General features: G+C 70.0%; 30 protein-coding genes. 11 read left to right on the top strand and 19 right to left on the bottom strand.

Annotation, left to right across the window (positions count from 1 at the left end):
* Positions 1–117: 117 nt before the first annotated feature.
* The gene (gene gloB, locus H0X95_RS06430) at positions 118–939 is read right to left on the bottom strand and encodes a hydroxyacylglutathione hydrolase (protein WP_084750106.1); all 822 of its coding nucleotides are present in this window, start codon (positions 937–939) and stop codon (positions 118–120) included.
* 18 nt (positions 940–957) lie between these two features.
* Between gloB and H0X95_RS06425 the strand changes: the two genes are divergently transcribed.
* From H0X95_RS06425 to dnaQ, 3 genes are read left to right on the top strand one after another with little or no spacing between them, the layout of a single operon-like run.
* Complete coding sequence (locus tag H0X95_RS06425; protein WP_006490597.1) at positions 958–1,770, top strand: class I SAM-dependent methyltransferase; 813 nt, start codon at positions 958–960, stop codon at positions 1,768–1,770.
* Positions 1,767–2,210 carry a ribonuclease HI gene (rnhA, locus tag H0X95_RS06420; RefSeq protein WP_058901315.1) on the top strand — a complete coding sequence of 148 codons (444 nt, stop codon included), beginning with the start codon at positions 1,767–1,769 and terminating at the stop codon, positions 2,208–2,210. The genes H0X95_RS06425 and rnhA overlap by 4 nt, the downstream gene beginning before the upstream one ends.
* Positions 2,211–2,250: 40 nt before the next feature.
* A complete protein-coding gene (gene dnaQ / locus H0X95_RS06415; RefSeq protein WP_006490614.1) occupies positions 2,251–2,985 on the top strand; it encodes a DNA polymerase III subunit epsilon in 735 nt (244 codons plus the stop codon).
* A gap of 27 nt (positions 2,986–3,012) precedes the next feature.
* Here the strand turns inward: dnaQ and H0X95_RS06410 are convergent, their stop codons facing one another.
* Positions 3,013–3,345, bottom strand: a complete 333-nt coding sequence (locus H0X95_RS06410; RefSeq protein ID WP_034200763.1) for a YnfA family protein — start codon at positions 3,343–3,345, stop codon at positions 3,013–3,015.
* A 540-nt stretch (positions 3,346–3,885) separates the two neighbouring features.
* Between H0X95_RS06410 and proP the strand changes: the two genes are divergently transcribed.
* Positions 3,886–5,376 carry a glycine betaine/L-proline transporter ProP gene (gene proP / locus H0X95_RS06405; RefSeq protein ID WP_058901314.1) on the top strand — a complete coding sequence of 497 codons (1,491 nt, stop codon included), beginning with the start codon at positions 3,886–3,888 and terminating at the stop codon, positions 5,374–5,376.
* Between the two features lie 110 nt (positions 5,377–5,486).
* Here proP and H0X95_RS06400 read toward each other — a convergent pair whose 3' ends face one another.
* The gene (locus H0X95_RS06400; protein ID WP_006491323.1) at positions 5,487–5,693 is read right to left on the bottom strand and encodes a hypothetical protein; all 207 of its coding nucleotides are present in this window, start codon (positions 5,691–5,693) and stop codon (positions 5,487–5,489) included.
* A 172-nt stretch (positions 5,694–5,865) separates the two neighbouring features.
* Entirely contained in the window at positions 5,866–6,495 is a 630-nt protein-coding gene (locus H0X95_RS06395; RefSeq protein ID WP_006491322.1) for a glutathione S-transferase family protein, read from the bottom strand.
* A gap of 172 nt (positions 6,496–6,667) precedes the next feature.
* On the opposite strand from H0X95_RS06395, the gene H0X95_RS06390 reads away from it, so the two are divergent.
* Entirely contained in the window at positions 6,668–7,885 is a 1,218-nt protein-coding gene (locus H0X95_RS06390; RefSeq protein ID WP_048989191.1) for an esterase, read from the top strand.
* A 7-nt stretch (positions 7,886–7,892) separates the two neighbouring features.
* Here H0X95_RS06390 and H0X95_RS06385 read toward each other — a convergent pair whose 3' ends face one another.
* The 11 genes from H0X95_RS06385 to madL all read right to left on the bottom strand — a co-directional run bounded on the left by H0X95_RS06385 (position 7,893) and on the right by madL (position 16,656).
* Positions 7,893–8,540, bottom strand: a complete 648-nt coding sequence (locus H0X95_RS06385) for a phosphoribosyltransferase (RefSeq protein ID WP_058901313.1) — start codon at positions 8,538–8,540, stop codon at positions 7,893–7,895.
* Between the two features lie 125 nt (positions 8,541–8,665).
* Positions 8,666–9,187, bottom strand: a complete 522-nt coding sequence (locus H0X95_RS06380) for a phospholipase D-like domain-containing protein (protein WP_034200766.1) — start codon at positions 9,185–9,187, stop codon at positions 8,666–8,668.
* 116 nt (positions 9,188–9,303) lie between these two features.
* Entirely contained in the window at positions 9,304–10,236 is a 933-nt protein-coding gene (locus tag H0X95_RS06375; RefSeq protein ID WP_196433124.1) for an acyltransferase domain-containing protein, read from the bottom strand.
* The gene (mdcB, locus tag H0X95_RS06370) at positions 10,233–11,099 is read right to left on the bottom strand and encodes a triphosphoribosyl-dephospho-CoA synthase MdcB (protein ID WP_062884634.1); all 867 of its coding nucleotides are present in this window, start codon (positions 11,097–11,099) and stop codon (positions 10,233–10,235) included. Before mdcB ends, H0X95_RS06375 begins: the two co-directional genes overlap by 4 nt.
* Positions 11,096–11,764 (bottom strand): malonate decarboxylase holo-[acyl-carrier-protein] synthase, encoded by a 669-nt coding sequence (mdcG, locus tag H0X95_RS06365; RefSeq protein ID WP_062910849.1) that lies wholly within the window; start codon positions 11,762–11,764, stop codon positions 11,096–11,098. Before mdcG ends, mdcB begins: the two co-directional genes overlap by 4 nt.
* Positions 11,751–12,458 (bottom strand): biotin-independent malonate decarboxylase subunit gamma, encoded by a 708-nt coding sequence (gene mdcE, locus H0X95_RS06360; RefSeq protein WP_006485321.1) that lies wholly within the window; start codon positions 12,456–12,458, stop codon positions 11,751–11,753. Before mdcE ends, mdcG begins: the two co-directional genes overlap by 14 nt.
* Positions 12,445–13,377 carry a biotin-independent malonate decarboxylase subunit beta gene (locus H0X95_RS06355; RefSeq protein WP_062910850.1) on the bottom strand — a complete coding sequence of 311 codons (933 nt, stop codon included), beginning with the start codon at positions 13,375–13,377 and terminating at the stop codon, positions 12,445–12,447. The genes mdcE and H0X95_RS06355 overlap by 14 nt, the downstream gene beginning before the upstream one ends.
* Complete coding sequence (gene mdcC, locus H0X95_RS06350) at positions 13,374–13,691, bottom strand: malonate decarboxylase acyl carrier protein (protein ID WP_034200771.1); 318 nt, start codon at positions 13,689–13,691, stop codon at positions 13,374–13,376. The genes H0X95_RS06355 and mdcC overlap by 4 nt, the downstream gene beginning before the upstream one ends.
* A gap of 10 nt (positions 13,692–13,701) precedes the next feature.
* On the bottom strand, positions 13,702–15,348 hold the full coding sequence (gene mdcA / locus H0X95_RS06345; protein WP_062911442.1) for a malonate decarboxylase subunit alpha: 1,647 nt from the start codon (positions 15,346–15,348) through the stop codon (positions 13,702–13,704).
* 133 nt (positions 15,349–15,481) lie between these two features.
* Complete coding sequence (gene madM / locus H0X95_RS06340) at positions 15,482–16,249, bottom strand: malonate transporter subunit MadM (RefSeq protein ID WP_059721247.1); 768 nt, start codon at positions 16,247–16,249, stop codon at positions 15,482–15,484.
* Between the two features lie 11 nt (positions 16,250–16,260).
* Positions 16,261–16,656 carry a malonate transporter subunit MadL gene (gene madL, locus H0X95_RS06335; RefSeq protein WP_006485307.1) on the bottom strand — a complete coding sequence of 132 codons (396 nt, stop codon included), beginning with the start codon at positions 16,654–16,656 and terminating at the stop codon, positions 16,261–16,263.
* 328 nt (positions 16,657–16,984) lie between these two features.
* On the opposite strand from madL, the gene H0X95_RS06330 reads away from it, so the two are divergent.
* Positions 16,985–17,833: a LysR substrate-binding domain-containing protein gene (locus H0X95_RS06330; RefSeq protein WP_006497633.1), complete on the top strand. Its 849-nt coding sequence runs from the start codon at positions 16,985–16,987 to the stop codon at positions 17,831–17,833.
* A gap of 161 nt (positions 17,834–17,994) precedes the next feature.
* Positions 17,995–18,276 (top strand): DUF4148 domain-containing protein, encoded by a 282-nt coding sequence (locus tag H0X95_RS06325; RefSeq protein WP_062910851.1) that lies wholly within the window; start codon positions 17,995–17,997, stop codon positions 18,274–18,276.
* A 13-nt stretch (positions 18,277–18,289) separates the two neighbouring features.
* Here the strand turns inward: H0X95_RS06325 and H0X95_RS06320 are convergent, their stop codons facing one another.
* Positions 18,290–19,207 carry a 3-hydroxyacyl-CoA dehydrogenase NAD-binding domain-containing protein gene (locus tag H0X95_RS06320; RefSeq protein ID WP_062910852.1) on the bottom strand — a complete coding sequence of 306 codons (918 nt, stop codon included), beginning with the start codon at positions 19,205–19,207 and terminating at the stop codon, positions 18,290–18,292.
* 246 nt (positions 19,208–19,453) lie between these two features.
* Here H0X95_RS06320 and H0X95_RS06315 point away from each other — a divergent pair, with 246 nt between their 5' ends.
* Positions 19,454–19,891, top strand: a complete 438-nt coding sequence (locus tag H0X95_RS06315; RefSeq protein WP_006485305.1) for an Hsp20/alpha crystallin family protein — start codon at positions 19,454–19,456, stop codon at positions 19,889–19,891.
* 16 nt (positions 19,892–19,907) lie between these two features.
* Positions 19,908–20,318 carry an Hsp20/alpha crystallin family protein gene (locus H0X95_RS06310; RefSeq protein WP_006485316.1) on the top strand — a complete coding sequence of 137 codons (411 nt, stop codon included), beginning with the start codon at positions 19,908–19,910 and terminating at the stop codon, positions 20,316–20,318.
* Between the two features lie 110 nt (positions 20,319–20,428).
* Here the strand turns inward: H0X95_RS06310 and H0X95_RS06305 are convergent, their stop codons facing one another.
* Entirely contained in the window at positions 20,429–20,731 is a 303-nt protein-coding gene (locus H0X95_RS06305) for a TFIIB-type zinc ribbon-containing protein (RefSeq protein ID WP_006485320.1), read from the bottom strand.
* 90 nt (positions 20,732–20,821) lie between these two features.
* Positions 20,822–21,577 (bottom strand): TerC family protein, encoded by a 756-nt coding sequence (locus H0X95_RS06300; RefSeq protein WP_034200775.1) that lies wholly within the window; start codon positions 21,575–21,577, stop codon positions 20,822–20,824.
* Positions 21,578–21,687: 110 nt separating this feature from the next.
* Here H0X95_RS06300 and H0X95_RS06295 point away from each other — a divergent pair, with 110 nt between their 5' ends.
* Entirely contained in the window at positions 21,688–22,581 is an 894-nt protein-coding gene (locus H0X95_RS06295; RefSeq protein ID WP_006497636.1) for a LysR family transcriptional regulator, read from the top strand.
* Between the two features lie 117 nt (positions 22,582–22,698).
* A complete protein-coding gene (locus H0X95_RS06290; protein ID WP_196433123.1) occupies positions 22,699–23,886 on the top strand; it encodes a DUF2242 domain-containing protein in 1,188 nt (395 codons plus the stop codon).
* Positions 23,887–24,136: 250 nt separating this feature from the next.
* Here H0X95_RS06290 and H0X95_RS06285 read toward each other — a convergent pair whose 3' ends face one another.
* Positions 24,137–25,057, bottom strand: a complete 921-nt coding sequence (locus H0X95_RS06285; protein ID WP_062910853.1) for a pyridoxal-phosphate dependent enzyme — start codon at positions 25,055–25,057, stop codon at positions 24,137–24,139.
* Positions 25,058–25,187 lie beyond the last annotated feature (130 nt).

The following is a 25,187-nucleotide window of genomic DNA, read 5'->3' as shown; positions in this document are numbered from 1 at the left end:
GCGATACTACGGAAGTGCGTGCTTCACGTCAATAAAAACACCGAAAACTCAGCGAAATCCTACATTTGGAGCAATTTTTACAGACACCGCTTGAGCTTTGGAGTCCTCCGGAAAACGTCATCGGAACCGGTTTTTCCATTCGCGCATCAGCGTGAATGCCGCCAGACGATCCGTCACCGTTTCGTGCAGCTCGGCCGCGAGCGTCGCGTGGATCGCCGCGCTGTCGGCCCGCATGAACGGGTTAACGGCACGTTCGTGGGCGATCGTAGTGGGCAGCGTCGGCACGCCACGCGCACGCAGCGCCTGCGCGTCGTCGCGCCACGCGGCGAGCGCCGCATTGCCCGGCTCGCACGCGAGTGCGAAGCGGATGTTCGACAGCGTGTATTCGTGTGCGCAATGCACGCGGGTATCATCCGGCAGCGCCGCGAGCGCGTCGAGCGACGCGAGCATCTGCGCGGGCGTGCCTTCGAACAGGCGGCCGCAGCCACACGAGAACAGCGTGTCGCCGCAGAACACGTGCGGCACGGCGTTGCCCCGCCCGCCCGCGCCTTGGCCGGCCGCCTGAAAATACGCAATGTGGCCGCGCGTATGGCCCGGCACGTCGAGCACGTCGAATGCGACGGCCGGCGCGTCGAGCGTCACGCGATCGCCGCCCGACAGCGGCCGCGTGACCACGTCGATCGCTTCGGCGGCGGGGCCGTAAACGGTGAGCGGCGCATCGGCCGGTTGGCTATGCAGCAGCGCATCGACACCGCCGACGTGGTCGGCGTGGTGGTGCGTGAGTAAAATAGCGGTCAACCGCCAGCCTCGTTCGGCAAGAACCCGGCGTACGGGCGCGGCTTCACCCGGGTCGACGGCGATCGCATCGCGGCCGTCCGAGACGAGCCAGATATAGTTGTCTTCGAATGCCGGAACCGGCACGTATTCCAGCTCGTTCATAGGCGCGCAATCATCGTTATGTCTGACCGTCAAATTATAGACTGGCCCGCCTGGACCGACTCGCCGCCCGGCCGCTACGTGCTGGGCTGGGAGCAGGCGCAGCTCGACCGGATCGTATCCGACGTCTTCGGCTTCCACGCGCTGCAGCTCGGCCTGCCGCAGCTCGACGCGCTGCGCGAGAACCGCATGCCGTATCGCGGCCTCGTGCTCGACCCGGCGAGCGGCGCGAGCGCGCCGTACCAGTATCCGTGGGCGCGCGAAGCACACACGGCGGTCCACGCGCCCGCCGATCGCAGCACGACCTGGTGCGACCTGCTCGACCTGCCGTTCGAGTCGCAGAGCGTCGACCTGATCGTGATGCCGCACACGCTCGAATTCACGTCCGACCCGCACCGTCTGCTGCGCGAGGCCGAGCGCGTGCTGATGCCGGAAGGCCAGCTCGTGATCACCGGCTTCAATTCGCTGAGCCTGTGGGGCATGCGGCAGTCGTTCGGGCGCATGGCGAACCGCCCGTTCGTGCCGGCCACGCGCGACCAGATCGCGTTCATCCGGCTCAAGGACTGGATCAAGCTGCTCGGCTTCGACCTCGAACGCGGCCGCTTCGGCTGCTACCGGCCGCCGCTCGCCACCGACAAGTGGCTGGCCCGCTACGGCTTCATGGAGGCCGCCGGCGACCGCTGGTGGCCGATCTTCGGCGCCGTCTACATGGTGACGGCCGTCAAGCGCGTGCGCGGCATGCGCCTCGTCGGCCCGATCAAGATGAAGAAGCCCGTGCTCGCACCGGGCCTGACGCCGGCGGCCTCCCCGACCACCCACCAAGAACGTTCATGACAACCGACACCATCGACATCTATACCGACGGCGCCTGCAAGGGCAACCCCGGCCCCGGCGGCTGGGGCGCCCTGCTGCGCTACGGCAGTCAGGAAAAGGAACTGTTCGGCGGCGAGCCGAACACGACCAACAACCGCATGGAGCTGATGGGCGTGATCGCCGCGCTCGAAGCGCTGAAGCGGCCGTGCCGGGTGATCGTGCATACCGACTCGCAATACGTGCAGAAGGGCATCAGCGAGTGGATCCACGGGTGGAAGAAGAAAGGCTGGGTCACCGCGGCGAAGACGCCCGTGAAGAATGCCGACCTGTGGAAGCGGCTCGACGCGCTTGTCGCGCAGCACGAGATCGAGTGGCGCTGGGTCAGGGGTCACGCGGGCCATCCCGAAAACGAGCGCGCGGACGCGCTCGCGAATCGCGGCGTCGAATCGCTGGTCGCCTGAACCGCGGCCGCCCTCTCCTGTTTTTGTTGCTTTTCCCGATATGCGCCAGATCATTCTCGATACCGAAACCACCGGCCTGAACGCCCGCACGGGCGACCGCCTCATCGAAATCGGCTGCGTCGAGCTGCTGAACCGGCGGCTCACCGGCAACAACCTGCACTTCTACGTGAACCCCGAGCGCGACAGCGATCCGGGCGCACTGGCGGTGCACGGCCTCACGACCGAATTCTTGAGCGACAAGCCGAAATTCGCGGAAGTCGCCCACCAGATCCTCGACTTCGTGAAGGACGCCGAGCTGATCATCCACAACGCGCCGTTCGACCTGGGCTTCCTCGACGCCGAATTCGCGCGGCTCGGCCTGCCGCCGTTCACCGAGCATTGCGGCGGCGTGATCGACACGCTGGTGCAGGCCAAGCAGATGTTCCCCGGCAAGCGCAACTCGCTCGACGCGCTGTGCGACCGCTTCGGCATCAGCAACGCGCACCGCACGCTGCACGGCGCGCTGCTCGACTCGGAGCTGCTCGCCGAGGTGTATCTCGCGATGACGCGCGGCCAGGACAGCCTCGTGATCGACATGCTCGACGACGCGAGCGCCGACGGCGGCGCCGCGAACGGCAAGCGCGTGTCGCTCGCCGCGCTCGACCTGCCTGTAGTGGTCGCAAGCGACGACGAGTTGGCCGCGCACCAGGCTCAGCTCGACGAGCTCGACAAGTCGGTCAAGGGCACCTGCGTGTGGCGCCAGCCCGCCGACACGGATACCGCCGAAGCGGCCTGACGCACGCGGCCCGCGCCGCGGCCGCGCTTACGCGCGCGGCTGCAGCGCGATGACGGCCATCCCGCCGAGCGCGAGCACCGCGCCGGCCACGTCCCAGCGGGTCAGCGCGACGCCGTCGACCACCCGCAGCCAGACCAGCGCCACCGCGATGTACACGCCGCCGTACGCGGCATACGTGCGCCCCGCCGCACTGGGGTGCAGCGTCAGCAGCCACGCGAACAGCGCGAGCGACAGCGCGGCCGGCACCAGCAGCCAGGCCGGACGCCCGGCCTTCAGCACGAGCCACGGCAGATAACAGCCGACGATTTCGGCCAGCGCGGTAGCGGCGAACAGCGCCGCGATCCTGATCAGTTCGGTCATCCGGTTCCTCGCGAATTCAGCCCCGTCGCGACGGGCGGCACGGCCGCGCCGCGCGCCGCCGATCATACCCGAGCGGAGCGCGCCGGAGGCCCCGCCAGACGGGCGACTCCCGGCAATTTGCACGATCATCCGTCATCGTGCTATCATGTCGCCTGTTTCAACATTCAATCTCTGTCTTTTCGATTTTGAGAGAAGTCCGTCCGCACGCTGCGGGCCGGTGCCTCGATCGAAATTGCATCCACAGGAAAGCCCGCCCGACAGGCCCGCTTTTCTCGTTTCGCTGCCCCTCCGGGGCGTTGCCGGCACGCCGGACACCTCGTCCGCACCGGCATCCGCCGCCTGCATCACGCGGCCCATTCTTCATGAGCGCACTGTCGCGACGGCCCACCGGGCCCGCGTCGAAGCAGCCCCTTGCAGCCCGTTACTGCCCCCTGTGCAGTAAGTGCTTAATGGTCTGCCCCGACGCGCAGCACACGACGCCGCGCTCGCCGGCAAACCGTGTCGGACGGCCCGCCCGTTCCGGCGCTGTCAAAGGAGTGCATGACCTTGACCGCAACACACGTCAGCCCGACCGCTGTCTCTTCCCCCGCTTCGTCGTCCGGCGAGGCCCCGCTCGCCGCGGACGACATCACCGTCGTCGACCAGAGCCTGCTCAAGCGCGCCGTCAGCGCGATGGCCATCGGTAACGCGATGGAATGGTTCGACTTCGGCGTCTACAGCTATATCGCCGTCACGCTCGGCAAGGTGTTCTTCCCGTCCAGCAGCCCGTCCGCGCAGCTGCTCGCGACCTTCGGCACGTTCGCGGCCGCGTTCCTCGTGCGCCCGCTCGGCGGCATGGTGTTCGGCCCGCTCGGCGACCGCATCGGCCGCCAGCGCGTGCTCGCCGCGACGATGATCATGATGGCCGTCGGCACCTTCGCGATCGGCCTGATTCCGAGCTATGCGTCGATCGGCATCATGGCCCCGGTCCTGTTGCTCGTCGCCCGCCTCGTGCAGGGCTTCTCGACCGGCGGCGAATACGGCGGCGCGGCGACCTTCATCGCCGAGTTCTCGACCGACAAGCGCCGTGGTTTCATGGGCAGCTTCCTGGAGTTCGGCACGCTGATCGGCTATGTGCTGGGCGCGGGCGTCGTCGCGCTGCTCACCGCGTCGCTGTCGCAGGAAGCGCTGCTGTCGTGGGGCTGGCGCGTGCCGTTCCTGATCGCCGGCCCGCTCGGCCTGATCGGTCTCTACATCCGGATGAAGCTCGAGGAAACGCCCGCGTTCAAGCGCCAGGCCGAAGAGCGCGAAGCGCAGGACAAGGCCGTGCCGAAGGCGCGCTTCCGCGAAACGCTGCTGCGCAACTGGCGTGCACTGCTGCTGTGCGTGGGCCTCGTGCTGATCTTCAACGTGACCGACTACATGGTGCTGTCGTACCTGCCGAGCTTCATGTCGTCGACGCTGCACTTCGACGAATCGCACAGCCTCGTGCTGGTGCTGATCGTGATGGTGCTGATGATGCCGATGACGCTGTACGCCGGCCGCCTGTCGGACAAGGTCGGCCGCAAGCCGGTGATGCTCGCCGGCTGCGTGGGCCTGCTGGCGCTGTCGATCCCGTCGCTGATGCTGATCCATGCGGGCACCACCGCGTCGGTGTTCGGCGGTCTGCTGATCCTCGGCGTGCTGCTGTCGTGCTTCACCGGCGTGATGCCGTCGGCGCTGCCCGCGCTGTTCCCGACCGAGATCCGCTACGGCGCGCTCGCGATCGGCTTCAACGTGTCGGTGTCGCTGTTCGGCGGCACGACGCCGCTGGTCACCGCGTGGCTCGTCGACGTGACGCACAACCTGATGATGCCCGCGTACTACATGATGGGTGCCGCGTTGATCGGCATCGTGTCGGTCGTCGCACTCGCCGAAACCGCGCGCCAGCCGCTGAAGGGCTCGCCGCCCGCCGTCGCGACGCGCCGCGAAGCACACCAGCTCGCGCTCCAGTTGCGCGAGGAGGACGACGAACAGGAAATCTACGGCGTCGCGACTCCCGCCCGCGCGTGAGCGTCACCCCATGAAAAAGCCCCGGCCGAAGCCGGGGCTCGATCGAAACCGATCCGCCCGACCGGCTTGCGCCGGCCGGGCTTTTTTTCATCCTTCCGATGCGGATGCCTTCACGCGCGCGCTTCGCAATGGCGGCAGAAGATCAGCGCACGCGAGCGCGACACCGCCGCCTGGGCACCGCGCGTGGCCATGATCAACCCGACCTGGCCGAGATTGAAATCGCGCTCGACCATCAGTTGCGTCAGCGCGGCAAGCGGCAACACGACGGACGGGTGGTACAGGCTCGATTCGATCAGGGCTTTCATCATCGGCTCCATCTGGCAATGCGTGATTTGATGGAGTGGATTCTAGGGATCGGTCGGGTCCGGATAAACAGCGCGAATGCGAAGTCACTTGTCAGCCGTTGAGAACAATCGGCCGCGGCTTGCCGGACAAGGCCGCGCGGCCGCCGACAGCGGCGTGCGACAGCCCGGCGCCCCGCTTCGAAGCCTAGACGAGCGGCGTGTCGACGAAGGCCGGCAGCGCTTCCGCCCGCGCGGAATGCGCGGCGAGCGCCGGATAACGGGCCGGATCGATCCGCGCGAGCACCGGATAGTCGGCCGCCATGAACTGCGTGAAGCGCCACGCCACCGCGACGGTCACGTCCGACTGCAGCAATCGCGCACCGCCGAACCAGCCGCGGGTAGCCGCGACCAGTGGTTCCAGCGCGCCGTATGCCCCTTCGAGCTGGCTCAGCACGCGATCGACCCACGGTTCGTGCTGCTTGTCCGACGGGCGCAGCGCCTGCTCGTAGACGACCTGCACGGTTTTCTCGGCCGCGGCCAGCGCGAACCCGATCGGCACCAGCGCGCGCAGCCGGGCCTCGACGGCGTCGGGCAGCAGGCGCCGCTCCGGCGCGGCCAGGTGGTCGAGATAGTCGACGATCAGCGACGAATCGAGCAGCGTCGCGCCGCCGTCGGTCACGAGCGTCGGCGCCTTGACGGCCGGGTTGAGCGTCCTGAACCGCTCGAGATGACGGAACACCGAGATCGACTCGTGTTCGAACGGCAGGTCGAGCAGCTTCGCCGAAATGGCGACGCGGCGCACGAACGGGGAATCCAGCATGCCGATCAGCTTCATCGCGAACGCTCCGCTTCGAGGGAATGGGACTGACGACTGTAGCAGCGGCGCGCGGCAATGCCTAGCGTGCCCGTGCGCTTGATGTGCATCAGCCGGCCGCGCACCGGGCTCCCGCTGCCCGGCCACTGTGACCATAATGGAGATTCACGCTTCTTCCGCCCCAGGGTCCGCCATGTGGTATGCCGTCGTCGAGCAGCAGCGGGAATGGATGCGCGCATGGCGCGCGGCGACGCGCTACGCGTTCGACGCATGGCCCGCAGCGTCGCTGCCGCACGCCGCGTCATCGTGCTACGACGACCTGTTCGAACCGCTGCTCGGGCCGCAGGCCGCGCCGCCGGGCTTCGACCTCGCGTGGCCTGCCGTCAGCGAGCAGATCGTCGCGCACACCCCGTTTTGCGACCTGCGGCGCTTCGCGCACGCCGATGCGCACCGCACGGTGCTGCTGTGCGCGCCGCTCGTCGGGCACGCGGCCGTGATGATGCGCGAAACCGCCGAAACGCTGCTCGCCGATGGCGACGTCTGCGTGACCGACTGGCGCAATGCGCGCGACGTGCCGCTCGCGGCAGGCCGTTTCGGGCTCGACGAATACGTCGCGATGCTCGACGGCTTCGTCAGCACCCTCCAGCACGACGATCGGCCGCTACACGTCGTCGCCGTATGCCAGGCGACCGTACCGGCACTCGGCGCACTCGCGCTGCGCGCCGCGCGCGGCCTTGCGCCGCCCGCGAGTATCACGCTGATCGGCGGTCCGATCGATGCCCGCCTGAACCCGAGCGCGCTCGGCGCCGCGGCCGCCGCCCATTCGCTCGACTGGTGCCGGCGCCACCTGATCGACATCGTGCCGCCCGGCTTCGCGGGGCACGGCCGCCACGTGTTTCCGACCTATCTGCAACAGGGCGAGATCGCGCTCCTGTATCCGCAACGCTTCCTGACGCTGATCGAGACCTACGCGCTGGCGGCTTCCCGCTTCGACATGACCGGGCTTGCCGACGCGCGGCGTGCGCTGCGCGAATACACGGCGCTGCTCGACATGCCGGCCGACTATTTTCTCGACACGGTCGACGTCGTGTTCCAGCGCATGTTGCTCGCGACCGGTGCGTGGCGCGTGCACGGCCGGCGCGTCGACCCGGCGGCGCTGCGCGACGTCGCGCTGCTGACCGTCGAAGGCGCCCGCGACGCGGTTACCGGCGCCGGCCAGACGCATGCGGCGCTCGAGCTGTGCAGCGGCCTGTCGACCGACGAGCGCCATCGCGTCGACATCGACGATTGCGATCACTACGGGTTGTTTACGGGGCCGCGCTGGCACGGCAACGTCCATCCGGCGCTGCAGCGCGTGTTCGCGGCGGCGGAAGCCGGCCGACCGCGCCCGCGCCGGACCACGCGAAACTGATGGCGCGTCAGGGACGGGCCGCGTCGAGCAGCGCGCGCACCTCGTCGTCGCTCGTCTGCTCGAAGCGCGCGTAGAACTGGCTGATCCCGAAGAACCGCAGCGGCTGCGACACCGTGACGAACGCATCGGCCAGCCCGTCGAACGCATGCGCCGCGGCCGCCGGCGCGACCGGCACCGCCGCGACGATGCGCGCCGGGTGGCGCTCGCGCAGCGCCTGCAGCGCAACGCGCATCGATGCGCCGGTCGCGACGCCGTCGTCGACGACGATCGCGATGCGTCCGTCCACCGCCAGCGGCGGCACCGCGCCGCGGTACAGCGCTTCGCGGCGTTGCAGTTCGGCCGTCTCGCGCGCGATCACGTCGGCGAGTTGCGCATCGGATACGTCCATCGCGCGGATCACCGACCGTTGCAGATGCGTCGCGCCGCCCGTCGCGATCGCGCCCATCGCGAGCTCGGGATCGAACGGCACGCCGAGCTTGCGCACGACCAGCACGTCGAGCGGCGCGCGCAGCGCGCATGCGACCGGATACGCGACGGGCACGCCGCCGCGCGGCAACGCGAGCACGACGACATCGCTTCGCCCCGCGTATTCGCGCAACGCATCGGCCAGTTGGCGGCCGGCATCGGCGCGATCGGCAAAACTGCTTTCGGTCACGATCGGCTCCCTGCCGTTGCACCGGACGAGCGAAAGCCGCGTCGGCGCCTGTCAACGAGGATGGTTCATCGGTCGCGCCGATGCAAGCAGGGTCATACCGGCGCACAAGGCGCCGCAGGAAAGGGTCAGAGGCCGCCGGCCTGCCGGTACAGCCGCCAGAACGACTGCGCGTAGGACTGCGCGAGTTCGGGCGCGCGCCGGAACACGTTCACCGTGTCGGCCTGCGCGGCCGCGCCGTCGGACAGCGTCGTCAGCGCGACGCTGTCGTCGACGATCAAGAAGCGCGACGCGGGGCCGCCATGCCGCGAATCGATCGCGACGTCGATACCGGCGGATTTGAGATAACCGGCGCCGCTGTACTTCCCCGCGCGCGGCGGGCGCACCAGCACGACGCGTACCTCGATCCCCCGCGCGCGGGCCGCGCGCAGCGCGCTCGCGACGGCCGGCGGCACCTGCGCATAGCCGGCCAGCAGCACGCGGCGCTGGGCCTGTTCGATCAGATCGACGGTCGCGTCGGCCGCCGCGTTGTCATACGAAAAGTACGTGCCGACCGATGCGGCGTCGGACGGAATCTGGCTGGCGTGGACGCTCGTCGTGCAGCAAAGCGCGGCGAGAAAGAAGGCGGCTGGTCTCATGGCGGGCGCCATTGTAGCGGCGCCAATTCGCGTGACAAGGGGCGGCTGCGACGCTGCTGCGCCGGCGCAACACACCGGGCAAAACAAGGGCGCGGCGACCGGGTTTCACGCCGGTTTCACCCGCTCGATCAGCCCGCTGCGACGCGCGCGAGCCAACTCGTCACGCCGTCGACCGAACGGAAATCCGCGAGGCTGCGCGCCGGCAACGCGGGATACGCGCCGCCCGCCATCTCGGCCAGCGCGCGCCCCGGGCCGAGTTCGAGAAACGCGGTGGCGCCGGCCTCCACGCACGCGGCGAGGCACGCTGCCCACTCGACCGGCTCCGCGATCTGCCGCGCGAGCTTGTCGAGGCCCGTATCGACATCGAGCACCGACGCGCCGTCGATTCCCGAGAACAGCCGCGTGCCGGGCGGCGGCCGGCGCACGCGCGTCGCGGCCAGCGTCGCGCGGAATGCCGGCACGGCGGCGGCCAGCCGGCGCGTGTGCGACGCGATCCGCACGCAGACGGGCGCGACGCGCAGCGCGCCGGCGCGCTGCGCGTCGTCGGCCACGGCATCGACATCGGCATGCCGCCCGGCGACCACGAACGCATCGCCGGGGTTCGCGATCGCGATGGCCGCGTCGCGACCGTCGCACAACTGCGCCAGTTGCACGCGCGTCAGGCCGCGCACGAACACCATCCGCTCGTCGCCGCCGCTCGCGGCATCCATCGCGCGCGCCCGCGCATCGGCCAGGTCGAGCGCGTCGTGCGGCCCGATCATCCCCGCGACGCTCCACGAGCCGACCTCGCCGACGCTGTAGCCGGCGACACAGCGTCGGCGCGGCCACACCGCGTCGAGCAGCGCGGCCGCCGCGAGTGCCTGGACCGTGCAGAGGATCTGCGCGGCACGGTTGTCCCGCAGCGCATCGGGCCCGGCCTGCCGGACCCACATGCGCGGATCGTCGCCGAGCAGCCGGCCCGCATGCGCGAACAGTGCATCGGCCTGCGGCGCCGACCCGGTGAGGTCGAACATGTCGGCGCGCTGCGCGCCTTGGCCCGAGCACAGGATGGCCAGCGTCATCGCGCGTCCCGTTCGGCTTCGAGCGCATCGACGAACACGCTCATCGCGAGCAGGTCGGCCGCCCCGCCCGGGCTCAGCCGGCGCGCCACGAACGCACGATGCGCGGCCGTCGCGCGCAGCCGCCAGTTGCGCGCCCGCACGCCGCCGCACGCGACGAACGCACGGGCAGTCGCGCGGGCGAAATCGAGGCCGTCCTGCCCGCCCCGGTGCAGCAGATTCGTGTCGTCGAGCGCGGCGATCAGCGCGAAACACGCGGCGACCCGCGCGGCTTCCGGATCGTCCGGCAGGTCGCGCCGGGCGCGGCGCAGCGCCGGCAATCCGACCGCGTACACGGTCGGAAAGCCGTCGGCCGCCTCACGACGCGCACCGCCGACACCGTAGCGCCGGCTCGCGCGCTCGCCGTGGCTGTCCGGCAAACGCGGGCCGCCGAGGATCTCGACGCCCCACCGGCGCGACACGAACGCGCCAAGCGTCGTCCCGGCCGGCACCGCGCCCGGCATCGCGCACCGGCCGGCGGCCGCGCACAGCAGCCCGAGCCCGAAGATCGCGCCGCGATGCGTATTGACGCCGCCGGTCGCGGCGAGCATCGCGTGCTCGGCGCGCAGGCCGATCTTGCGCAGTACGGCCATGTCGGCGTCGCGCGCGCCCGCGTCGGCGAGTTCCGCGAAGTACGGCTGCAGCACGGCGGCGCTGCGCGCGAACGTCGCGGCATCCATGTCCGTGTGACTGCCGGTGTCGACGTGGCTGACGAGGCCCGGCTTCGGATAGGTGTCGATCTCGAGCACGAGGCTGCGCTCGGCCAGCGCCGCGATGCGTTCGGCATCGGACGGCGCCGCTACGCGGCAGGCAGCCCGTGCGGTCATCGCGGGCCTCCGGTGAAGGCGTCGGCGCGCATCAATTCGACCGCAATCGCGGTCTTCACCGCGACTTCGGGCAACCGCGCGTGCAGTTCGCGCCAGTTGACGCCCGCGCCGTCGGCGCGCAGCAGTTCGCCGTCGATGCGCATCGGTGCACGCGCGTCGATCGCCGCGAGGCCGTCGAGCAACGGGGCGAGCGATGCGGAATCCGGCAGCGGAAACACGATGTCGAGATCGGACGAGGCGCCGAGGTAAGGCTCGCCCGTCAGCGCCTGCCAGGCGAGGCTACCGAACACGCGACCCTGCACGCCGCAGCGTGCACCGAGCGCCGCGAGCTCGTGCAGCGGCGCATGCCATGCCGCGGGCGCGGCGGCGAGTACGTCCGTCAAGGTCGGCAGCGGGCCGATCGTCGCGAGCGCGTCGGCGGCCGCGTTCAGCACGATGCGCCGCTTGCCCGCCGACGGCGGCAACGGCAGGCCGAGCGGCACGCGGCCGGCATCGGCTTCATCCGGCGACGCGCGACGCACGATCAGCGGCCAGCCGCGTTCGGCCCATGCACGCACGAGCGGATCACCCGCGAGCGCGGGGTCGCGGGCGAATGCCGCGCCCCACCCGGCCGCCGTCAGCGTGACGAGCGTGTGGCGGCGCAGCGGCAGCTCAGCGTGCGGCACGCGCGAGTGCCTCGACGCGGGCGGCGACGTCGGTCGCGACCGGCCGGCCGCGCGCCGCGCGCCGGTCGATGCGCTCGGCCGGCTTGCCGAGCCATTCGCCGACCTGCGCGTCGAGCGCGCGGGACGGATCGAGCACGGCGTCGACGGCGCCCATCTTCACGAGGTTGTCGAGCCCCGGCGCGAATACCGGTGTCGAACGCGCCATCTCCTTCAGCACGTCGATCGGCAGCTTGGTCACGCGCGACATCGACGGCAGGTCCATCACCTCCGGCTCGGCGCCCGGCACCGCGAGCAGCGTGCGCGTCGCGAGCGCGGTCGCGATGAACGCGCCGGCGGCCGTGTGGCCGTACAGCACGCCGATCGTCCGGTGCCCGGCGAGATCCGCATGCATCAGGCACTTCGCGAGATGCGACAGCCCTTCGTTCAGGCCGAGCAGTTCGTCACGCTTGCTCATCCGCTGGCTGTCGCTGTCGACCAGCACGAGGATCGGCGTGTCGCCGCCACGCGCGATCGTGTCGAGCACGCACGACGCGAGCGTCAGCGCCTCGTCGATGCCGAACGGCAGGCGGTCGGCCACGCCGATCACGTCGACGCGCGTGCCGGCCAATGCCGCGTGGCCCGTCAGCAAGCCGCCATTGCGCGCAATCGAATGGCCGGCGGGAAACAGCGAGTTCAGTACTTCATCGAGCGTCATGCTGGGGCTCCTGCAGTTGATCGGCCAGCTTCGCGAATTCATCGTCGGACATTCCGGGAATCGCTTCGGGCCGACCGGCCCCGAGCGCACGCCACACGTCGAGCGCATCGTTGCAGCCGCCGAACCGTTCGACCCGCGCTTCGAGACGCGCCTGTTCCGCGCGCAGCATCGCCGCATCGAACGTCGGCGCGCGGCCGATCAGATCGAGCGCGGCCGCGCGAAACGCGTCCGGCGTATCGGCCACGTAGCGATCGGCGCCGCCGATCAAGCGCCGATGCTTGCCACCCATCGTGCGCCAGATCAGCGCGCGATCCTTCGAGTCGAATTCCTCGACGCCGCGATTGGTCTCGATCACTTCGGGACCCGACACGCTGATGCGCCCCTGCTCCGACACCGCGAGCGCCGAACAGCACGCGGCGAGCAATCCGCCGCCGCCGTAGCAGCCCGCGCGCCCGCCGATCAGCCCGATCACCGGCACGCCGGCGGCCCGCGCGTCGACGAGCGCGCGCATGATCTCGGCGATCGCGAGCTCGCCCGCATTCGCTTCCTGCAGCCGCACGCCGCCCGTATCGAACAGGATCAGCACCGGCTTGCCGACTTCGCGCGCGGCGCGCAGCAACCCGGTGAGTTTCGCGCCGTGCACTTCGCCGAACGCGCCGCCCATGAAACGGCCCTCCTGCGCGGCGACGAACACGGGCCGGCCGTCGAGCCGGCCGTGCCCGACCACCATCCCGTCGTCGAACTGCTGCGGCAGCGCGAACAGCGGCAGGTGCGGGCTCGTCACGCGCTCGGCCGGCCCGAGGAATTCCGTGAAACTGCCTGCGTCGAGCAGCCCGTCGATGCGCTGTCGCGCGGACGCTTCGTACCAGCTCGCCGCGTTCGCGACGAACGCCGGTGCGTCGTGGATCACGTCGCTCATCGTGCGTCCCCCTCGATCGCGCGCACGGCCTGCGCGAGCCGCAGCGACACCATGTCGGGCCGCGCGCCGCCGTCGTTGATCGACAGCTTCAGGCCGCCCGGCGTACGCCGTTCGACGAAATCCGATACGACCGCCTGCCAGACCGCGCCGAAACCGACGGCCGCGGTGCGGATGTCGATCTCGCATTCGTTGCCCGGCAGCACGCGCTCGACGAGCACCTCGAGATTGCCGGACGCGACCACGCCGACGAGCGCCGCGGCCTGCTCGCCCTTCGCGCGTTCGCGCGCGGTGAAGCGATAGTTCAACTGTTCCATGCCCTCTTCCTCACCAGTTGCGGAACCGGGCCGGCGGCGCATAGAGCCCGCCCGACCAGTGCACCAGATCCTTGATCGACCGCGCGGCGAGCCAGCGGCGGTCGGCGTCGAGCGGATCGATGCCGAGATCCTCCGGGCGGCGGATCACGCCGCGCTCGCGCAGCCGCTCGACCATCTTCCGGTCGCGGCCGCGGCCGACGTCGGTATAGCCGGCGACGCCGCGGATCGCGTGCTCGCGTTCGTCCTTGTCGCGGCACATCAGCAGGTTCGCGATCCCTTCCTCGGTGACGATGTGCGTGACGTCGTCGCCATAGACCATGATCGGCGCGAGGTCGAGCTGCAGCTTGTCCGCGAGCTTCAGCGCGTCGAGCTTCTCGACGAACATCGGCACGTTCTTGTCGCCGAACGTCTCGCCGATCTGCACGACCAGCTTGCGGCCGCGCCGCAGCGCCGCCGGCGTGTCGGGGTCGGCTTCCGCGCCGGCCTTCAGCCACGGCTCGCTCGGATGGCGCCGGCCGCGCGCGTCGCTGCCCATGTTCGGCGCGCCGCCGAAGCCGGCGATCCGCTCGGCCGTGACCGTCGACGAGTGGCCGGACAGGTCGATCTGCAGCGTCGAGCCGATGAACATGTCGCACGCATAGAGGCCGGCCGTCTGGCAGAACGCGCGGTTCGAGCGCAGCGACCCGTCGGGGCCCGTGAACCACACGTCGGAGCGCGCGCGGATGTAGTCGTCCATCCCGACCTCGGAACCGAAGCAGTGGATCTGCTCGACCCAGCCCGATTCGATCGCGGGAATCAGCGTCGGATGCGGGTTGAGCGCCCAGTGCGTGCAGACCTTGCCCTTCAGCCCGAGCTTTTCGCCGTAGGTCGGCAGCAGCAGCTCGATCGCGGCCGTGTTGAAGCCGATCCCGTGGTTCAGGCGCCTGATCCCGTACGGCTCGTAGATGCCCTTGATCGCGAGCATCGCGGTGAGGATCTGCGTTTCGGTGATCGCGGCCGGATCGCGCGTGAACAGCGGCTCGACGTAGAACGGCCGGCCGGCCTCGACGACGAAATGCACGCGATCGCCGGGGATGTCGACGCGCGGCACCTTGTCGACGATGCGGTCGACCTGCGCGATCACGATGCCGTCCTTGAAGGCGGTGGCCTCGACGACGGTCGGCGTGTCCTCGGTGTTCGGGCCCGTGTACAGGTTGCCGTCGGCGTCGGCGCTCACGGCCGCGATCAGCGCGACTTGCGGCGTGAGGTCGATGAAGTAGCGGGCGAACAGTTCGAGATAGGTATGCACCGCGCCGAGCGCGATCTTGCCGCCGAACAGCAGCTTCGCGATGCGTTGCGACTGCGGGCCCGAATACGCGAAGTCGAGCCGCTTCGCGATGCCGCGCTCGAACACGTCGAGATGCTCGGGCAGCACGACGCCCGACTGCACCATGTGCAGGTCGTGGATCTTCGCGCTGTCGACGTCGGCGAGCGCCGTCGCGAGCAGGTCGGCCTGCTTCTGGTTGTCGCCTTCGAGGCACACGCGGTCGCCGGGCCGCAGCACCGCTTCGAGCAGCGCGACGGTGTCGCGCGCATCGACCCGCTTGCCTTGCGCGTAAGCCGCGCCGGCCGCGAGGCGTGCATCGCGCGCCTGCCGCGCGTGATTCCATCCCGTCATGAACAGTTCTCCGCTTCGAGGGTTCAGCGGCATTCTAAGCCTGGCGCCGCTGTCGATTGATGAAGTTGCAGAATGCGACTCAGAGGACGCCGCGATGGATGGGCGGCCCGCACGCGGACCGCGTCGCATCGCCCTACCCGCCGACCAGCGCGCGCGTCGTGAAGAACAGCAGCGACGGCCCGAGCAGGCAGCCGATGCCGGTATGGAACGTGGCGACCAGCGCGCCGTACGGGACGAGCCGGCGATCCGTCGCGGCAAGGCCCGCGCTCACGCCGCTGACGGTGCCGGCCAGCCCGCCGAAGATCATCGCGGAGCGCGGCGTCTTCAGGCCCATGAAGTTGGCCGCGACCGGCGTGCCGACCATCACGATGATCGCCTTCACGAGCCCGGTCGCGATGCTGAGCGCGATCACGTCGGAACTCGCGCCGATCGCCGCGCCGGTGACGGGCCCGACGATGTAGGTGACGGCGCCCGCGCCGATCGTCGTCATGCTGACCGCGTCGGTGTAGCCGAATGCGCGCGCGATGCAGGCGCCGACGATGAACGGCAGCACGGTGCCGAGCAGCAGCGACACGACGCCGACGAGCCCGGCCTTGCGCGCCTCGGTCGGCTGCACTTCGAACGCGGTCGCGACGATCGCGAAATCGCGCAGCATCGCGCCGCCCATCAGGCCGATGCCGGCGAACAGCTTGACGTCGGCCAGCCCCTTCTCGCCGCCGGTGAATCCGCCGCCGACGTAGGCGAGCACGAGACCGATGACGATCGCGATCGCCGAGCCGTGCACGCGGCCGAACGTGAGCTTGCGCGACGCGATCGACGACAGCCACATGATCAGGCCGACCAGCGCGAACGACGCGACGAGCCCGTTGTGGGCGACGGTTTTTTCGAGCATCTGCAGCATGGCGGCCTCCGTTATTGTTCTTCGAATTGCGGCACGCCCGCGAAGGCCGTGTCGTCGCGCCCCGTGCGCGCGAGTACCGCGATGCAGCAGGCGCAGATCGCGACCGCGCCGACGGCGGCCAGCAGCGCGACCGGGCCGCCCTTCAGCGCGGCGACGACGTTCTGGTTCGCGGCCATCGCGACGACGACCGGGATGTACATCGCGCCCCAGAAACCGACGCCGGCCTCGGTCTCCTTCGGCAGCCAGCCGCGCCGGTGCAGCCACAAGCGCAGGCAGATCAGCAGCAGCATCGCGATGCCGACGCCGCCGACGTTGGTCTTCACGCCGATCGCGCTGCCGAGCAGGTCGCCGAGGAACAGTCCGGCCAGGTGGCAGAACGCCAGCAGCGCGGTTCCGTAGATGATCATGAGTCGTCTCCAGTCTCTTCGTGACGGGCGCCTGACGCGTGCGGGAGTCAGGCCCGCACGCCGATCCCGGGCGGACTGTCTGTCTCCTGCGGCGGGGCGCCGCGGCCCGGCGGCTCGTCGTGCGAGCACGTTCTCGGGGTCGATGGGATGATGCGGTTTCGGGCCGGACGCCGGATGGCTTAGACTGACCGAAGCAGCCGGCGGCGCGACACGGGCTACGCGCCCGGCGCCCTCGTTCGCGGAGGCCGCACTGGCGCGTGATCCGATACTAGCGCCGCAAAATCCGGCCATTTATGAAGTTGTCGAAACCGATTCAGTGGATTTAGCAATGCGTCCGTTACCGCCCGAGCTGCTGCGCAGTTTCGTCGCCGTCGCCCAGTCCGGCAGCTTCACCGCCGCGTCCGAGCGCGTGAACCTGTCGCAATCGACCGTCAGCCAGCATATCCGCCGCCTCGAGGAGCTGCTCGACCGGCCGCTGTTCGAGCGCGACACGCGCAACGTGCACCTGTCGCAGCACGGCGACGCGCTGTTCCGCTACGCGGTGCGCATCCTCGAACTGATGGACGAGGCCGTCACGTCGGTATGCGGGCCGCCGCTGTCGGGCAAGGTGCGGCTCGCGATGTCGGAGGATTTCGCGTCGGCGCACCTGACGGCCGCGCTCGCGAGCTTCGTGCAGCGCAACCCGGACGTCGAGCTCGCGATCTCGACCGGGCTGTCGGGCGACCTGTTCGACGCGCTCGACGAAGGCCGGCACGATCTCGTGTTCGCGAAACGCATCGCCGGCAGCCGGCGCGGCCGCGTGATCCGCAGCGAACCGCTGTACTGGTGCACCGGCCCCGATTCGCGGATCACCGGCCACGAGGCCGTGCTGCCGCTCGCGATGCATCCGGAGCCGAGCGTGTCGCGCCGCCGCGTGCTCGAATCGCTCGAGGCCGTCGGGCGACCGTACCGGATCGCCGTCGTGAGCAGCAGCATCGCGGTATTGCGGGCGGCCGCGAGCGCGGGGCTCGGCGTCAGCGCGTTCGCCGGCTACGTGATCCCGGCCGGGCTCGCGCGGCTCGAGGCGGGGCTGCCGGAACTCGGCGAACTCGAATACGTGATCGACCGCCCGGCGGCCGCGTCGCGTTCGACGCTCGCGCTCGAAGCCACGCTGATCACCGCGGCGGCCGAGTTGTAGCGCCGCCGCGCGCACCGCACGGGTGCGCCCGCCGCACCTGACAGCTTTGCCCGGAACGCGTCATCGTCCGCGCAGCACCCGCTCGCGACAATGGGCCCCATCGGAACGCACGGTATCGCGCCGCGCGCCACCGGTACCCGTCCCCTTGATCGGAGCCCGCCATGAAGAACGTCCTGCGATTCGCCGTCGCGACTGCTGCAGCCGCGCTGCTGTCCCCCGCCTTTGCCCAGACCGATGCGGCGGCCCCCGCACCGGGCCTGACGCGCGCGGAAGTCATCGACCAGCTCAAGCAGGCCTATCTCGACGGCGAACTGCCGACGAACGACGGCAACTACCCGCCGAACGCCGCGACCCGCGCGCGCAACCGTGAACTCGTGCAGGCCACGAACCCCGGCTGGCTGGCGCAGACGCCGTCCGCTCCGCAATCGACGTCGCAGCAATAGCCGGCGCGCCGGATCAGGGCAGGAAGCTGCGGCGCCGCGCGTCGATCAGTTCGACGAGCAACCGGTCGCGCTCCGCCGCCAGTTCCTGCATCGAGCGCTCGCCCTGGATCGCGCGCAGCTCGTCGTTCAGCTTGCGATCGACTTCCGGATCGAACGAAGGCGCGCCGAGGTCGTCCCACCAGCTCGTGATCGGCCCCGACAGGTGTTCGAGGAAGTGCGCGATCCCGCCCGCGCCGCCGCCGAGGTGATAGGTCAGGCACTGCCCCATCAGCCCCCAGCGCAGGCCGGGGCCCCACGCGACGGCCTTGTCCGCATCGGCGACGCTCACGACGCCTTCGCCGACGAGGTGATACACCTCGCGGAACAGCGCGGCCGCGAGCCGGTTCGCGACGTGGCCCGTCATTTCCTTGTTGAGGACGATGGTCTGCTTGCCGAGCGCATCGTAGAACTGCTTCACGCGCGCGATCACGTCCTGGCCGGTCGCATCGCCGCCGACCAGCTCGACGAGCGGGATCAGATGCGGCGGATTGAACGGATGTGCGATCAGGCAGCGTTCCGGATGCTTCGCGCACGCGGTCTGGATGTCGGACATCTTCAGGCCCGACGAGCTCGACGCGATCGGCACGTGCGCGGGCAGCACGTCGTCCATCTGGCGATAGAGCGCACGCTTCAGGTCGAGTCGCTCGGGGCCGTTCTCCTGCACGAAGTCGACGCCGTCGAGCGCCCGCAGGAGATCGGCGTCGAACGACAGCCGCGCGGCAAGTTCGGCGGCCCGCTCGCCGAGGAACGCGGCCAGCGCGTCGCGCAGCCGCGCGTCGGCTTGCGGCGCCGGGTCGGTCACGACGACGTCGAAACCCTGCGTCAGGTAGAAAGCGGTCCAGCTCGCGCCGATCACGCCGGCGCCGACGATCGCGATACGTCGAATGTCCATGGTTGTCCCGTGTCGTTGGTCTGCAGATATGCCGCAGCGATTGTCGCATCGAATCCCGCTCACCTGCGTCGACGCCGATTGCGGATGCCCTCTTGAAATGCGCGACGGCGGCCACTAATTAAGCGTCGTCGGGCAGTGCCGATTACCACGCACCGCCCCCGTATCGACCCAGTGGAGCCACCCGTCGCGCCCGCCGCAGGCGTCGCGCCGTCACGTCTCCCGCGTTCCCTGTTCAGGAGGACCAACATGAGCGGTATCCATTTCGGCCACGATCTGTTCGACGAATTCGCCCGCGTGCAGCGGCAGATGGCGAGCCTGCTCGGCGAACGCCCGTCCGGCATCCGCGCGGTGCGTCCCGGCGCGTTTCCCGCGCTCAACGTCGGCGCCACCGACGACGCGATCGAGATCGTCGCGTTCGCGCCCGGCATGGCCGCGGCCGACTTCGACGTGTCGATCGACAAGGATCTGCTGACGATCAGCGGCGAACGCAAGCCGGCGCCGCGCGAAGGCGACGACGTGCGCACGTATGCGCAGGAGCGCTTTCACGGCGCGTTCCGCCGTGTGGTCGAACTGCCGCGCGACGCGGACCCCGACCAGGTCAGCGCCCGCTATGAAAACGGCTGCCTGCTGATTCGCGTCGGCCGGCGCGAAGCGGCGAAGCCGCGCGCGATCACCATTCAGTAATCTTCAGGATATCGACATGAACACGAACCCGACCCTGGCCGAACGCCAAACCGACACCGTTCACCCCGCGGCTGCCGAAGCCGCGCGCCGGCCCGCGATCATCCCGTCCGTCGACATCGTCGAGGATCAACGCGGCGTCACGCTGCGCGCCGACCTGCCGGGCGTGCCGCGCGAGAATCTCGACGTGAAGGTGCACGACACGACGCTGACGATCGAAGCCACGACGCACATCGACACACCGGCCGACCTGCGCGTGCGACATGCGGAAGTGCGCGCGACGCGCTATGCGCGATCCTTCGTGCTGAGCGCCGACCTCGACACGTCGCGGATCGACGCGAACCTGCGCGACGGCGTGCTGACGCTGACGATCCCGCGCCGCGAGCAAACGCGTCCGCGCCGCATCGACGTGACGGCCGGCAACGCGTAAGTGCCGATGCGTGTCCTGACGCGACGCGCATGAAAAAGCCCCGTCCGGCGCGCTGCCGGCGGGGCTTTCTTGCATCGGGCCGCGCGCGTTCACGCGCGCGGACGCCCGCTTCAATCGAAATCGAACAGGTCGAACACCGACTTCTTGCGACGCCGGCCGTCATGCCGGTCACGCTCGTCGTACGAGCGACCATCGCGCCCCCAGCCATCGTCACGGCCGCGCTGCGCATGCGTATCGTGTTGTGCGGGCGCGGCGTCGCGACGTACCGGCGCGTCGCCGGTTTCCCGGGCGATCAGCTTGTCGAGTTCGCCGCGATCGAGCCACACGCCGCGGCAGGTCGGACAGTAGTCGATCTCGATCGACTGGCGCTCGGCCATCAGCAGGTCGGGCGTCTTGCAGACAGGACATTTCATCGCGCTTCTCCTTTCCGTGCGAATTTCATTCGGATTCCGTATGAGGCGCGCGAACCGGCCGCCGCAGCGGCCGGCGTCACGCGCGCCGGCTCAGTCGCGTGCCGCGCGCGCCGCCCGCTTCGCCTTCGCGCGCCGCGCCAGCATGTTCATGCCCTCGACGAACGCCGAGAACGCCATCGCCGCATAGATGTAGCCCTTCGGCACGTGCGACCCGAACCCTTCGGCGATCAGCGTCATGCCGATCACGACCAGGAACGACAGCGCGAGCATCACGATCGTCGGGTTGCGGTCGATGAAGCGCGCGAGCGGCTGCGCGGCGAACAGCATCACGGTCACGGCGACGATCACGGCGACGAACATGATCGGAACGTGCTCGGTCATGCCGATCGCGGTCACGATGCTGTCGATCGAGAACACGATGTCGAGCATCACGATCTGGCCGATCGCGGCCCACACCGTCAGGCCGGCCGCGCCGGCCGCCCCGCCCGCGGCGTCGCCGTCGTGCGACACGTGGTGATGGATTTCGGTGGTCGCCTTCCACACGAGGAACAGGCCCCCCGACAGCAGGATCATGTCGCGCCACGAGAACGCATGGTCGAACAGCGTGAACACGGGTTCGGTCAGGCTCGCGATCCACGCGACGCTGCCCAGCAGCGCCAGGCGCATCACCAGCGCGAGCCCGATGCCGAGGCGCTGCGTGCGTGCGCGCTGCGCTTCGGGCAGCTTGTTGCTGAGGATCGAGATGAAGATCAGGTTGTCGATCCCGAGCACGACTTCCATCACGACGAGCGTCAGGAGCGCGGCCCAGACGGCGGGGTCGGTGGCAAGCGTCAGCAGGTAGTCCATGGGAGGGCCGATACGAAAGTGGAAAGCCTGATGATATGCCGCCCCACACTTCGAAAAAACCAGAGAAAATCTGATTTCAGGTTCGGTTTTTACGATATATCCCCACTGCGATGCTGAATTTTCGACATCTGTACTATTTCTGGGTCGTCGTGAAGGAAGGCGGCTTCGCACGCGCCGCCGCCCGGCTGGACATGGCCGTGCAGACGATCAGCGCGCAGGTGCGCGAGCTGGAGAAATCGCTCGGGCACCAGTTGTTGCGCCCGGCCGGGCGCGGCGTGGCGATGACCGACGCCGGGCAGGCCGCGTTCGCGCGCGCGGAAGTCATCTTCGAGATGGGCCGGCTGATTCCCGACGACGTGCGCGCGGCAGCCAGCCAGCCGACCGTGCGGCTCGCGGTCGGCCTCGCGGACGGCATCTCCAAGCTCGCCGCGCACGCGCTCCTGGCCCCGGTGCTCGACACGCCGACGCTGCGGCTGCTGTGCCACGAGGGCGAGCACGACGCGCTGCTCGCGGAGCTCGCGCTGCATCATCTGGATCTCGTGCTGGCCGGCCAGGGCGCGCCGTCCGGGTCGAACCTGCGCGTGACGAGCGAGCGGCTCGTGGCGTCGCCAGTCGACTGGTACGGGCCCGCGGCACTCGTCACGCCGGCCGCGCGGCAGCGCTTTCCGCAGTGCCTCGCCGAGCTGCCCGTGCTGCTGCCGACCGCGCATTCCGCGTTGCGCGCGCGCCTCGACGGGTGGTTGGAAAGCGAGCGGATCGTGCCGCGCGTGGCCGGCGAGTTCGAGGACAGCGCGCTGATGGCCGTGTTCGCGGCGCGCGGCCTCGGCGTGTTTGCGCTGAGCGAACTCGGTGCGAACGATGCGTCGCTGCTGCGCGGGCTCAGGCGGCTCGGGCGCGCGGGCGACGTGACCGAGGAGATCCACGCGATCCGCTCCCGGCGCGGCGAACACCATCCGCTGACGGCGCAATTGCTGGCCGCGGCGCGCGGCGCGCCGGCCGGCTGAAGCGAGCGCGACATCAAACGAAACTATAATGTCGCCCCGGCCATACGAGATGTGCACGCGCGCGCCATCCAGGCACCGCCCTTGCGCCGCCTCTCGCCGAGCCTTCTGAAAGACGCCATGCACAACCGATTTCGCCTGTTTTCCGTTTCGTGCGCGCTCGCGGCCGCGACCGTGCTGGCGGCATGCTCGTCGCCGCCCAAGCCGATCTACCAGCAGGAACAGTTCGACGCGACGAGCAGCCCGTATGCGCATACGTTCCACTCGAAATCCGACGCGGCCTGCGAGGCCGCGCGGCGCGCGCTGCTGAGCCAGGGCTACGTGGTGTCGTCGTCGCGCAACGACGCGGTCGACGGCAGCAAGAATTTCCAGCCGAGCAACGACATGCACGTCGTGATCGAGTTTCACGTCGTGTGCGCGGACGCGAACGCGGACGGCTCGTCGAGCATCGCGTACGTGAACGCGGTGCAGGACCGCTACACGCTGAAGAAGTCGAATACGTCGGCCAGCGTCGGCCTCAGCGTGTTCGGCTCGCTGTCGCTGCCGATCGGCTCGAGCGACGATGCGCTCGTCAAGACCGCCAGCGAGACGATTCCCGCCGGCGTGTTCTACGAGCGGTTCTTCAATCTCGTCGAGCATTTCCTGAAGATCGACCCGGCGCGGCGCGACCGCGCGACCGTGAAGGCCGCCGAGAAGGAGCCCGTCGCGCCGCTGCCCGAACCCGCGCCGACGCCGCAAGGCGAACCGATGAAAATGACGACGCCGGTCGTGCCGACGCCGCCCGCGGCGCCGGTGCCGCTTTCGGTGCCGGGTGTCACGCCCGGGTCGGGCGCGAATGCCGTGCCGGCCGCGGCATCGGCCGTCGCGGTGCCGGCGGCGATGCGCGCTGCCGCGCCGGCGGCGTCCGGGCCGGTGCCGGCCTCGGGTGTGGCGCCTGCGGCGGCTTCCGCACCTGCGCCGGCTTCGGCTACGGGCTCGGCACCTGTATCGGCTCCGGCTCCCGCGTCGGCTGCGGCACCGGCTTCGGCGCCCGTGCCGCCTCCGGGTCCGGCCACCGCGCCGGCACCCTCCTCGTCGACCTCCGGCTCGACGGCCGCGCCGGTTTCCGCGCCCGCGTCTGCCGCGGGTCCGGCCGCACGGCCAGCCACCGCCACTCCGTCATCCACTGCGTCCGCGCCTTCGTCGGCGGCATCGGCACCCGCCTCCGCGTCCGCACCGGCACCATCGAGCGCATCGCCTGCGCCGGCTGCCGCCAACCCGGTCGCATCGTCCACACCGTCCGGCGCGAGCGCACCCGCCGCGAACTGACTACGCGCCCCAACCGTCGCGCCTGCCCATAGGCGGCGGAGCGCGCCGGTACGTCCCCCGCCGCATCCTTCCCGGGAGTCGTTTCCGCCTATCCAGCCGTGCGCAGGCCGACACGTGGCCGCGCGAGATTGACGGGCACGCAACGTCGACGCGTCGCGGTTGACCACGCACGCCCAAACCCGCCGCCACCAAACGCGAAATCTCGGGCGACCCGCCGTCTCGCGACTGCATTGCTTGCCGGCGCCCTCACCTACCGCAACGTCGCGCGCAGCGTCTGCAGATGCTCGACGGTCGCGGTCACGCCGCCGCAGACGATCACGGCGAGGTCGGACGCCGACGCAAGCACCGGCACCGGCCGCTCCAGCGCGGCCAACGCCGCGCCGCACGCGGGCTCGACGACGATCCGGTGTTCATCGACAAACCGCAGCGACGCGGCCACCGCGTCGGCATCGGACACGACGACCGGATGGATCGCGTGACGCGTCGCCCATTCGACCGCCGCGTCACACGGCCGCTTCGCGCCCAACGACGTCGCGATGCTCGCGATGGCCGGCAATTCGACTGGACGCCCCTGCGCGACCGAGCGCGCATAGCAGTCGGCGCCTGCCGTTTCAGCCGCGACGACGGGCACGTCGTGCCAGCCGTTGCGCACCAGCCCTTCCAGCACGCCGCACAGCAGACCGCCGCCGCCGACCGCGAGCACGATCGCGTCGGGCTTCGGGCCGACGGCCGCCATCTCGTCGATCATCGTCGCGTGCCCCTGCCACAGCACGCGGTCGTCGAACGGATGCACGAACACGTCGTGCTCGTCGAGCGTCGACTGCGCGAACGCATTCGCCTCGGCCCAGCTTGCCCCGTGCACGACGAGTTCCGCGCCTTCGACGCGGATCAGTTCGCGCGCCCGGGCCGACGCGCTTTCCGGTACGACGACGCGCACCGGCACGCCGAGCTCGCGGCCGCAATACGCGACCGCGATGCCCGCGTTCCCGCCCGACGACGACACGAACCGCCGGGCGCCGTCTGCATGACGCGCCTCGCAGACGGCGCCGATGCCGCGCAGCTTGAACGAGCCCGACGGCTGCAACGCATCGAGCTTCAGCCGGATGGTTTTGCCGAGCCGGCGGGACGCGATGTGCGAACGGATATAGGGGGTCGGGATATGAAGCGGCATGGGACGGAACGCAGTGGGAAAGAAGGAAACGCATGCGGCGCACGACGAAGCGCGGGAGCAACGAAGGTCATCGTACGGCAGGCCGGTCATGCTTTCCAATACCATCGAATGGTGTCTGCTATGCTTCACA

Origin of the sequence: Burkholderia sp. 9779_493, from assembly GCF_015712215.1 — a bacterium.
Taxonomy (GTDB): Bacteria; Pseudomonadota; Gammaproteobacteria; order Burkholderiales; family Burkholderiaceae; genus Burkholderia; species Burkholderia cenocepacia.
This window is presented reverse-complemented; position numbering and strand designations above follow the sequence as displayed.

Coding starts and splice junctions, on each gene's coding strand:
- H0X95_RS06325 (WP_062910851.1), top strand. CDS start 17,995: ATGAAGAACGTCCTGCGATTCGCCGTCGCGACTGCTGCAGCCGCGCTG.
- H0X95_RS06330 (WP_006497633.1), top strand. CDS start 16,985: ATGCGTCCGTTACCGCCCGAGCTGCTGCGCAGTTTCGTCGCCGTCGCC.
- mdcE (WP_006485321.1), bottom strand. CDS start 12,458: ATGACGCTCGATGAAGTACTGAACTCGCTGTTTCCCGCCGGCCATTCG.
- H0X95_RS06410 (WP_034200763.1), bottom strand. CDS start 3,345: ATGACCGAACTGATCAGGATCGCGGCGCTGTTCGCCGCTACCGCGCTG.
- dnaQ (WP_006490614.1), top strand. CDS start 2,251: ATGCGCCAGATCATTCTCGATACCGAAACCACCGGCCTGAACGCCCGC.
- rnhA (WP_058901315.1), top strand. CDS start 1,767: ATGACAACCGACACCATCGACATCTATACCGACGGCGCCTGCAAGGGC.
- H0X95_RS06300 (WP_034200775.1), bottom strand. CDS start 21,577: ATGGACTACCTGCTGACGCTTGCCACCGACCCCGCCGTCTGGGCCGCG.
- mdcC (WP_034200771.1), bottom strand. CDS start 13,691: ATGGAACAGTTGAACTATCGCTTCACCGCGCGCGAACGCGCGAAGGGC.
- H0X95_RS06390 (WP_048989191.1), top strand. CDS start 6,668: ATGTGGTATGCCGTCGTCGAGCAGCAGCGGGAATGGATGCGCGCATGG.
- H0X95_RS06320 (WP_062910852.1), bottom strand. CDS start 19,207: ATGGACATTCGACGTATCGCGATCGTCGGCGCCGGCGTGATCGGCGCG.
- H0X95_RS06315 (WP_006485305.1), top strand. CDS start 19,454: ATGAGCGGTATCCATTTCGGCCACGATCTGTTCGACGAATTCGCCCGC.
- H0X95_RS06305 (WP_006485320.1), bottom strand. CDS start 20,731: ATGAAATGTCCTGTCTGCAAGACGCCCGACCTGCTGATGGCCGAGCGC.
- H0X95_RS06355 (WP_062910850.1), bottom strand. CDS start 13,377: ATGAGCGACGTGATCCACGACGCACCGGCGTTCGTCGCGAACGCGGCG.
- madL (WP_006485307.1), bottom strand. CDS start 16,656: ATGATCATCTACGGAACCGCGCTGCTGGCGTTCTGCCACCTGGCCGGA.
- mdcB (WP_062884634.1), bottom strand. CDS start 11,099: ATGACCGCACGGGCTGCCTGCCGCGTAGCGGCGCCGTCCGATGCCGAA.
- H0X95_RS06285 (WP_062910853.1), bottom strand. CDS start 25,057: ATGCCGCTTCATATCCCGACCCCCTATATCCGTTCGCACATCGCGTCC.
- H0X95_RS06395 (WP_006491322.1), bottom strand. CDS start 6,495: ATGAAGCTGATCGGCATGCTGGATTCCCCGTTCGTGCGCCGCGTCGCC.
- H0X95_RS06310 (WP_006485316.1), top strand. CDS start 19,908: ATGAACACGAACCCGACCCTGGCCGAACGCCAAACCGACACCGTTCAC.
- H0X95_RS06375 (WP_196433124.1), bottom strand. CDS start 10,236: ATGACGCTGGCCATCCTGTGCTCGGGCCAAGGCGCGCAGCGCGCCGAC.
- madM (WP_059721247.1), bottom strand. CDS start 16,249: ATGCTGCAGATGCTCGAAAAAACCGTCGCCCACAACGGGCTCGTCGCG.
- gloB (WP_084750106.1), bottom strand. CDS start 939: ATGAACGAGCTGGAATACGTGCCGGTTCCGGCATTCGAAGACAACTAT.
- H0X95_RS06380 (WP_034200766.1), bottom strand. CDS start 9,187: ATGGCGCCCGCCATGAGACCAGCCGCCTTCTTTCTCGCCGCGCTTTGC.
- H0X95_RS06400 (WP_006491323.1), bottom strand. CDS start 5,693: ATGGAGCCGATGATGAAAGCCCTGATCGAATCGAGCCTGTACCACCCG.
- H0X95_RS06295 (WP_006497636.1), top strand. CDS start 21,688: ATGCTGAATTTTCGACATCTGTACTATTTCTGGGTCGTCGTGAAGGAA.
- proP (WP_058901314.1), top strand. CDS start 3,886: ATGACCTTGACCGCAACACACGTCAGCCCGACCGCTGTCTCTTCCCCC.
- mdcA (WP_062911442.1), bottom strand. CDS start 15,348: ATGACGGGATGGAATCACGCGCGGCAGGCGCGCGATGCACGCCTCGCG.
- H0X95_RS06290 (WP_196433123.1), top strand. CDS start 22,699: ATGCACAACCGATTTCGCCTGTTTTCCGTTTCGTGCGCGCTCGCGGCC.
- H0X95_RS06425 (WP_006490597.1), top strand. CDS start 958: ATGTCTGACCGTCAAATTATAGACTGGCCCGCCTGGACCGACTCGCCG.